Origin of the sequence: Microvirga sesbaniae (assembly GCF_025460805.1) — a bacterium.
Classification (GTDB): domain Bacteria; phylum Pseudomonadota; class Alphaproteobacteria; order Rhizobiales; family Beijerinckiaceae; genus Microvirga; species Microvirga sesbaniae.
Map to the genome: position 1 here is coordinate 37,467 of NZ_JAMXFJ010000032.1, position 6,502 is coordinate 43,968.

Here is a 6,502-nt window from a genome sequence, read left to right on the forward strand (position 1 = left end):
TCTGTCCGATTGACGGGCGGACCGTCCTCATGCTTCCTGCGGGTGTGATGAAGACTGTTTCCTCCATGGGCCGCTCGAAGGCGTTCAACCTCGCCAACATGCTGACCTACGGTCGGCTCGCCGCGGTTCCGGCCGTGGTCGGTTTCCTGTTCTGGCCCGAGGACCACTGGTCCCGCTGGTTCGCGCTGGCGGTTTTCGCGATCGCGGCCATCACCGACTATCTCGACGGCTACGTGGCGCGAACCTTCGCCCAGCAATCGGCGCTCGGTCGCATGCTCGATCCCATCGCCGACAAGCTTCTCGTGGCCGCGACCCTGCTCATGCTGGTGGCCGACGGGACCATCAAGGGCTGGGCCCTGTGGGCCGCCATCGTGATCCTCTGCCGCGAGATCCTGGTGTCGGGCCTGCGCGAATTCCTGGCCGAGCTGAAGGTCAGCGTGCCCGTCAGCCGGGTGGCCAAGTGGAAGACGACGCTCCAGCTCGTCGCCCTCGGCTTCCTGATCGCCGGACCGGCGGGCGAGACGGTGCTGCCCAACAACACCCTCATCGGCACGATCCTCCTGTGGATCGCCGCCATCCTGACGATCTATACCGGCTGGGATTACTTCAAGAACGGAATCCATCACCTCGTGGACGAGGGTTAGCGCCATGAAGCTGGTCTATTTCGCCTGGGTGCGGGAGCGGGTCGGCCGGACGGACGAGCAGGTGGTGCTGCCGGACGGCATCGCCACGGTGGCCGATCTAGTGCGCTGGCTGAAGGGCAGGGGCGAGGAATATGCATATGCCTTCGAGAACGAAGGCGTCGTCCGGGCGGCCATCGACCACGTCCACGTGAAGCCCGAGGCCCGGATCGAGGGCGCCCGGGAGATCGCCTTCTTCCCGCCCATGACGGGAGGCTAGCTCCCGCCGGGGAGCCGCAACGCCATGGATTTCACCATCCGCATCCAGGCCGAGCCCTTCGATTCCGCCGCCGAGACCGCAGCCCTGACCCGGGGGAGAGCGGAGATCGGGGCCGTCGTCGCCTTCACGGGGCTGTGCCGGGACGAAGGGGGACGGCTCGCGGCCCTCGAACTCGAGCATTATCCCGGCATGGCCGAAGCCGAGATCGGCCGCATCGCCGATCAGGCGGCAAGCCGTTGGCCGCTCCTGGGCCTGACGATCGTTCACCGCTTCGGCAGGATCGCTCCCGGCGAGGAGATCGTCCTCGTCGTCACGGCCAGCGTCCACCGCCAGGCTGCCTTCGAGGCGGCCTCCTTCCTGATGGATTACCTGAAAACCCAGGCGCCGTTCTGGAAGCGCGAGCACCTCAAGGACGGAACGGTCGGAACCTGGGTCGATGCCAAGGAGGCTGACGACCGGGCCGTGGAAAGGTGGCGTTGATCGGCCCTTGACGGGACCTTGCGGCGGGATGAGCATCGACCGTGAAACGACCACGGAGGCGTCCCATGCGCGGCGTCGTTGTCTTTCTCGCCCTCGTCGCCGCGGCCCCGGTCCTCGGCCACGAGACGCCCTCGTCGCAGACCGCGCAGGCGCCCGTTCACAACCCGCTCGACTGCTATTGCCGCGCTCAGGGCAGGATGTTCGCCGTGGGGGAGAAAGTCTGTCTCAAGACGGCCGAGGGACCCAAGCTGGCGCAGTGCCAGATGGAGGTCAACGTGATGTCCTGGACCATCACGGAAGTGCCCTGTCCCGACTCATGAAAAACGCCGCCGAGGGCGGCAGCGTTCAAACGGCTCGATCGGTGGGGGTATCGCCTGTGGCGATCGGCGCCCGCTTACAGAAGGCCCGTGAAAACGGCGCAGATGAACGAGAAGGAAACGCAGACCGCCGCGATGTTGAGCTTGGACGCCCAGTCCAGGTTCGATGTCAGGTTCATCGGAGCCCCTCTTTCTGAAGGGGTTAATCCCCTATCTGAATAGACAGGCACCCTATCAAACCCGCGAGATCCTGAGAAGCGCTCCGACCGCGAGCAGCAGGCGCGGCGCACGCCGATGTAATCGTTAACAAGACGTTAAATCCTTGTAACCTCGACCGAAATTCCTGCGTCGTTTCGGACGAAAAAAGTTCCTGCTCGATTCTGTCGCACCCCCAGGAGGGGCTGGATCATGGTTCCAGCACGACTCCCGGAAAGCCCGAATCGCGCCGGCTCCCGAACCCGTCGCCTGCCATTGACGGGATGTTTACGGTGTTGGGGCAGTCTTGCCCCATGCGTCGTGGGTTCGTTGCGTTTATTGCCCTATCGTTCGTCGGGCTTGGGCTTACCGGTTGCGGGCTGTTCCGGTTCGAGCAGCGCGAGCCGTGGCGCGCCCAGGCCGAAGAGGCCTGCCTGTCCCAGCGCCTGGTGCAGCCTTCCGCCTACATGGCCCTCAGCTCGAAGATCGACGGGCCCGGCGTCTGCGGCATGGATCACCCGTTCAAGGTCTCTGCCTTCAACAACGGTGCGGTGGGGCTGAAATCGAAGGTGACGCTGGCCTGCCCGATCATTCCCCAGATCGACACATGGCTCGACGAGATCGTGAGACCGGCGGCCGAGCTCTATTTCGGCGTGCCGCTGGCCGATATCAAAGCCGGCTCGTATTCGTGCCGCCCCCGCAACAACCAGATGGGCGCGAAGGTGTCGGAGCACGCCTTCGGCAACGCCATGGACGTGATGGCCTTCGTGCTCGCCGACGGCCGGGAGATCTCGGTGGTCAAGGGCTGGCGGGGAGGGAACGGAGCCGAGCAGGAATTCCTGCGCGAGGCCTTCGTCGGCGCGTGCCGCTACTTCACCACGGTGCTGGGTCCGGGCTCCGATGCCTTCCATTACGATCACCTCCACATCGACCTGGCACGGCACGACCCGCGGGGTCAGCGGCGCATCTGCAAGCCGATCCTGAAATTCTCCCCGCGGATCGACCCGGAACGCAGCCGCGAGGCGCTCCAGAGCGCGGCGGCCTCCGGCGACCTCGCCCCGGTCGATCTGGAGCAGGACGTTCCGGATGGGGAGGCCTACGTTCCGCCGGCGCCTCCGCCGCCGGCCCCGACCTTCTCCGCCCCGGTCGCCCCGCCGGCCCGCTATTCCTCCGGGGGCGGCTTCTCGGCCGACCTTCCCGGACCGAACGCGGGATCGCCGCGGGGGAGCCCGTCCCCGTCCACTTCTCAGGCGCCTCTTCCGCCTCCCGGCCGTCCGCTCGAGCAGACCTATGCTCCTCCCGGACAGCAGGGTCGCTCCGCCGGCCAGCCGCTGATGCTCAACAGCCACGCCATCTATTAAAGCGTAGGCGGATCTTGACCTTCGCGGCCGCCGCCCACATGGTCGAGGTTGCACGGTCCGAAGACTTGGTGGAGCATTTTCAATGAAGTGGCTGGCGGCTTTCATCTCCTGCATGCTGTTGAGCGCGCCCGCGCTTGCGCGCGAGATCACGCCCGCGGAGCGGCGGGAAGAGCCTTTCGACGCGACGCTGCCGGCCTGCGCCGATCCCTCCGTGCTCCAGAACATCAGCTCGCGGTTCGCCAAGAAGGAGGGCCGATTCTGGAACTCCGACCTCAGGCTGATCGGCTTCGAGCGGGTGCAGGAAGTCGCGTGGCGCCCCTGGGGTCTCGATTACATCCCCCGCCGCTTCTGCACCGGCACCGTGATCGTGTCCGACGGCTACAAGCGCCGGATCAATTTCTCGATTCGCGAGGATCTCGGCTTCATCGGCATCGGCTGGAACACGGAAGCATGCGTCGACGGGCTCGACCGCGACTATGCCTTCGCGCCCCATTGCAAGCAGGCGGCTCCTTGATCCTGCGCGGGTGCCTCGCCGTCGCGGGCGCCTTCCTCCTCTCGATCCTTCCTGCCGCGGCCCAGGGCCCCCGGGAGGCGAGGGGCGCCCCGATGGGGCAGTTCGATTTCTACGTGCTGGCCCTGTCCTGGTCGCCCGGCTTCTGCGAGAACAGCGGCAGCCGGAGCCGGCAATGCGACAGCGGCAGCGGTCTCGGCTTCGTGACCCATGGCCTCTGGCCCCAGCGGGAGCAGGGCTATCCCAGCTTCTGCGAGCCCAATGGCCGCTTCGTGCCTCAGGCCGCCATGGCCGATGCCGCGGGCCTTTTCCCGGACGACAATCTCGCCCGCTATCAATGGCGCAAGCACGGCACCTGTACGGGCGAAAGCCCGGGCGGGTACTTTCGCGCGGTCCGGCAGGCGCGGGACCTCGTGCGCGTGCCGGACGGTTTCGATGGCCTGAACAGCCGGTCCAAGGTGTTGCCGAGCGAGATCGAAAGCGTCTTCATGAAGGCCAATCCGGGGTTGCGTCCCGACATGGTTTCCGTTTCCTGCGGACGACGCATCTTCCAGGAGATCCGCATCTGCCTCACCAAGGATCTGCGGGGCTTCCGCCAGTGCCCCGAGGTCGATCGCGACGGCTGCCGCGCGGGCGAGATCACCGTGCCGGCGGTCCGCTAGAGCATCGGGCGTGACACGTGGGAGCCGATTTTGCGTAAAAAGATGCGCCCAAACAACAGCTTGAGGCGTCGAACGTGAGGTCGATGACACGTCCGATGCTTGAGCGCCTCGGACAATGCGTGCGAGTAAAAGAGCACCTGGCTGAAAGAACACTTGGCTGAAAGAACACTTGGCTGAAAGAGCACCTGGCTGAAAGAACACCTGGCTAAGAGAACACTTGGCTGATCCCACGAATGCGATCCACTTCCGGGGCTGAGGCCGCAGGACGACCATGAATTACCGCCATGCCTTCCACGCCGGCAATTTCGCCGACGTCATGAAACACGCCCTGCTGGCGCGTATCCTCGCCTATCTCCAGCGCAAGGAGACGCCGGTGCGCGTCATCGACACCCATGCGGGGATCGGGCTCTACGATCTCGCCGGCGACGAGGCCGGGCGGACCGGGGAGTGGGTCGACGGGATCGGGCGCCTCGAGGAAGCCTTCGCGCCCGAGGTCGAGGCGATCCTCGCCCCCTATCGGAGAGTGGTGGCGGAGGTGCGCGCGCGCCATGGCGAGACCATCTATCCGGGCTCGCCCGGCCTGGTGCGCGAGCTGCTGCGGCGGCAGGACCGGGGCGTGTTCGTGGAGCTGCATCCGGCCGACTACCGGGTGCTGAGCGATGCTTTCAACGCGGTCACGAATTGCAAGGTCATGCATCTCGACGGCTGGACGGCGCTCCATGCCTTGATCCCGCCGAAGGAGAAGCGCGGCCTGGTGCTCATCGATCCGCCCTACGAGAAGCCGAACGAGCTCGACCGGCTCGGGACGGAACTGCTCGCCGCGCTCAAGAAGTGGCCCACCGGCGTCTATGCCGGCTGGTATCCGATCAAGGAGGTCGCCCCGGTCGACGCGCTGGCCGCGCGGCTGCACGCGGAGAGCCCGCGCCCGGGCCTGCGCCTCGAGCTCTATGTGGACGATCCGCGCGACCCGTCCCGGCTCAACGGCAGCGGCCTCTTCGTGCTCAACCCGCCCTGGTCCCTGAAGGAGGAGGCCGAGACGCTGCTGCCGGCTCTCGCCGAGCGCCTGTCCCGCGGCGGCTACGGGGCTTTCCGCTGTGAAGCCTTCGGGACTCCTGCTTAAAGCGGATTGCCGTTCGGGACGCGAGCGGTCATGACTCCTGCCGGTTTCTCCAACAGAGGTCACCCATGCTCGTTCTCCGCTCCTCGCCCGCATCGCCTTTCGGCCGCAAGGTCAAACTCTCGGCCTCGATTCTCGGGCTGACCGATCGCATCCGGATCGTCGATGCGGATACCCTGAATCCCGAGGATTCGATCCGGCAGCAGAACCCGCTGGGCAAGATCCCGGCGCTCGTTCTGGAGAGCGGCGAGGTGCTCTACGATTCCCGCGTGATCGTGGATTACCTCGACCACCTGGCCGGCGGCGGCATCATCCCGAACGGCCCGGAACGGTACTCCGCCCTGCGCGATCAGGCGCTCGCCGACGGCATCATGGATGCGGCGCTGCTGCAGGTCTATGAAGGCCGCTTCCGTCCGGAAGACCGGCATGAGCCGAGATGGGTCTCTCACCAGGCCGACAAGGTGCGCCGCGGCCTCGACCATGCCGAAGCCCATCTGTCGGAGGCGGGCCAGCCGCTCCACATCGGCCAGATCGCGCTCGCCTGCGCGCTGGGCTATCTCGACCTGCGCTTCGGGGGCCGCTGGCGCGAGAGCTATCCCAGGCTCGTGGCCTGGCTGGCCGATTTCGAATCCCGCGTCCCGGCCTACGCGCAAACCAGGGTGACGCCATAAAGCAAAAAGGCCCGGGTGTGACCCGGGCCTGATGGATCCCGAAAACAACAAGGCCCGGGGTGACCCGGGCCTGATGGAACTCCAAAACAACAAGGCCCGGGGTGACCCGGGCCTTGTCTGTCTCCGTGGAGACGGATCTTAGTAGGTGCCGAAGCGGAAGTTCAGGCCGGCGCGGACCACACCGAACTCAGCGTCGTTGTCGATGTTGAAGATGCTGTTGTTGTCCTGGTCGAGGTTGACGTACAGGCCTTCGACCTTGGCCGACAGGTTGTTGGTGAAGGCGTACTC

Annotated in this window: 9 protein-coding genes; all 9 read left to right on the forward strand. The window is 66.1% G+C overall.

Annotated elements, in window-relative coordinates; translation table 11 throughout:
* Positions 1-47: 47 nt before the first annotated feature.
* The 9 genes from pgsA to OCW50_RS26515 all read left to right on the forward strand — a co-directional run bounded on the left by pgsA (position 48) and on the right by OCW50_RS26515 (position 6,214).
* On the forward strand, positions 48-644 hold the full coding sequence (gene pgsA / locus OCW50_RS26475) for a CDP-diacylglycerol--glycerol-3-phosphate 3-phosphatidyltransferase (RefSeq protein WP_262271595.1): 597 nt from the start codon (positions 48-50) through the stop codon (positions 642-644).
* Between the two features lie 4 nt (positions 645-648).
* Positions 649-900 carry a molybdopterin converting factor subunit 1 gene (moaD, locus tag OCW50_RS26480; RefSeq protein ID WP_262271596.1) on the forward strand — a complete coding sequence of 84 codons (252 nt, stop codon included), beginning with the start codon at positions 649-651 and terminating at the stop codon, positions 898-900.
* Positions 901-924: 24 nt separating this feature from the next.
* Positions 925-1,380, forward strand: a complete 456-nt coding sequence (locus OCW50_RS26485) for a molybdenum cofactor biosynthesis protein MoaE (protein WP_262271597.1) — start codon at positions 925-927, stop codon at positions 1,378-1,380.
* A gap of 65 nt (positions 1,381-1,445) precedes the next feature.
* On the forward strand, positions 1,446-1,700 hold the full coding sequence (locus tag OCW50_RS26490; protein ID WP_262271598.1) for a hypothetical protein: 255 nt from the start codon (positions 1,446-1,448) through the stop codon (positions 1,698-1,700).
* 506 nt (positions 1,701-2,206) lie between these two features.
* Positions 2,207-3,253, forward strand: a complete 1,047-nt coding sequence (locus OCW50_RS26495) for an extensin-like domain-containing protein (RefSeq protein WP_262299636.1) — start codon at positions 2,207-2,209, stop codon at positions 3,251-3,253.
* A gap of 82 nt (positions 3,254-3,335) precedes the next feature.
* Positions 3,336-3,767 carry a hypothetical protein gene (locus tag OCW50_RS26500; RefSeq protein ID WP_262271600.1) on the forward strand — a complete coding sequence of 144 codons (432 nt, stop codon included), beginning with the start codon at positions 3,336-3,338 and terminating at the stop codon, positions 3,765-3,767.
* Positions 3,764-4,426, forward strand: a complete 663-nt coding sequence (locus tag OCW50_RS26505) for a ribonuclease T2 family protein (protein ID WP_262299637.1) — start codon at positions 3,764-3,766, stop codon at positions 4,424-4,426. The genes OCW50_RS26500 and OCW50_RS26505 overlap by 4 nt, the downstream gene beginning before the upstream one ends.
* Before the next feature lie 271 nt (positions 4,427-4,697).
* Positions 4,698-5,546 carry a 23S rRNA (adenine(2030)-N(6))-methyltransferase RlmJ gene (locus OCW50_RS26510; protein WP_262271602.1) on the forward strand — a complete coding sequence of 283 codons (849 nt, stop codon included), beginning with the start codon at positions 4,698-4,700 and terminating at the stop codon, positions 5,544-5,546.
* A gap of 65 nt (positions 5,547-5,611) precedes the next feature.
* Positions 5,612-6,214, forward strand: a complete 603-nt coding sequence (locus OCW50_RS26515) for a glutathione S-transferase (protein WP_262299638.1) — start codon at positions 5,612-5,614, stop codon at positions 6,212-6,214.
* The last annotated feature ends 288 nt before the right edge of the window (positions 6,215-6,502 follow it).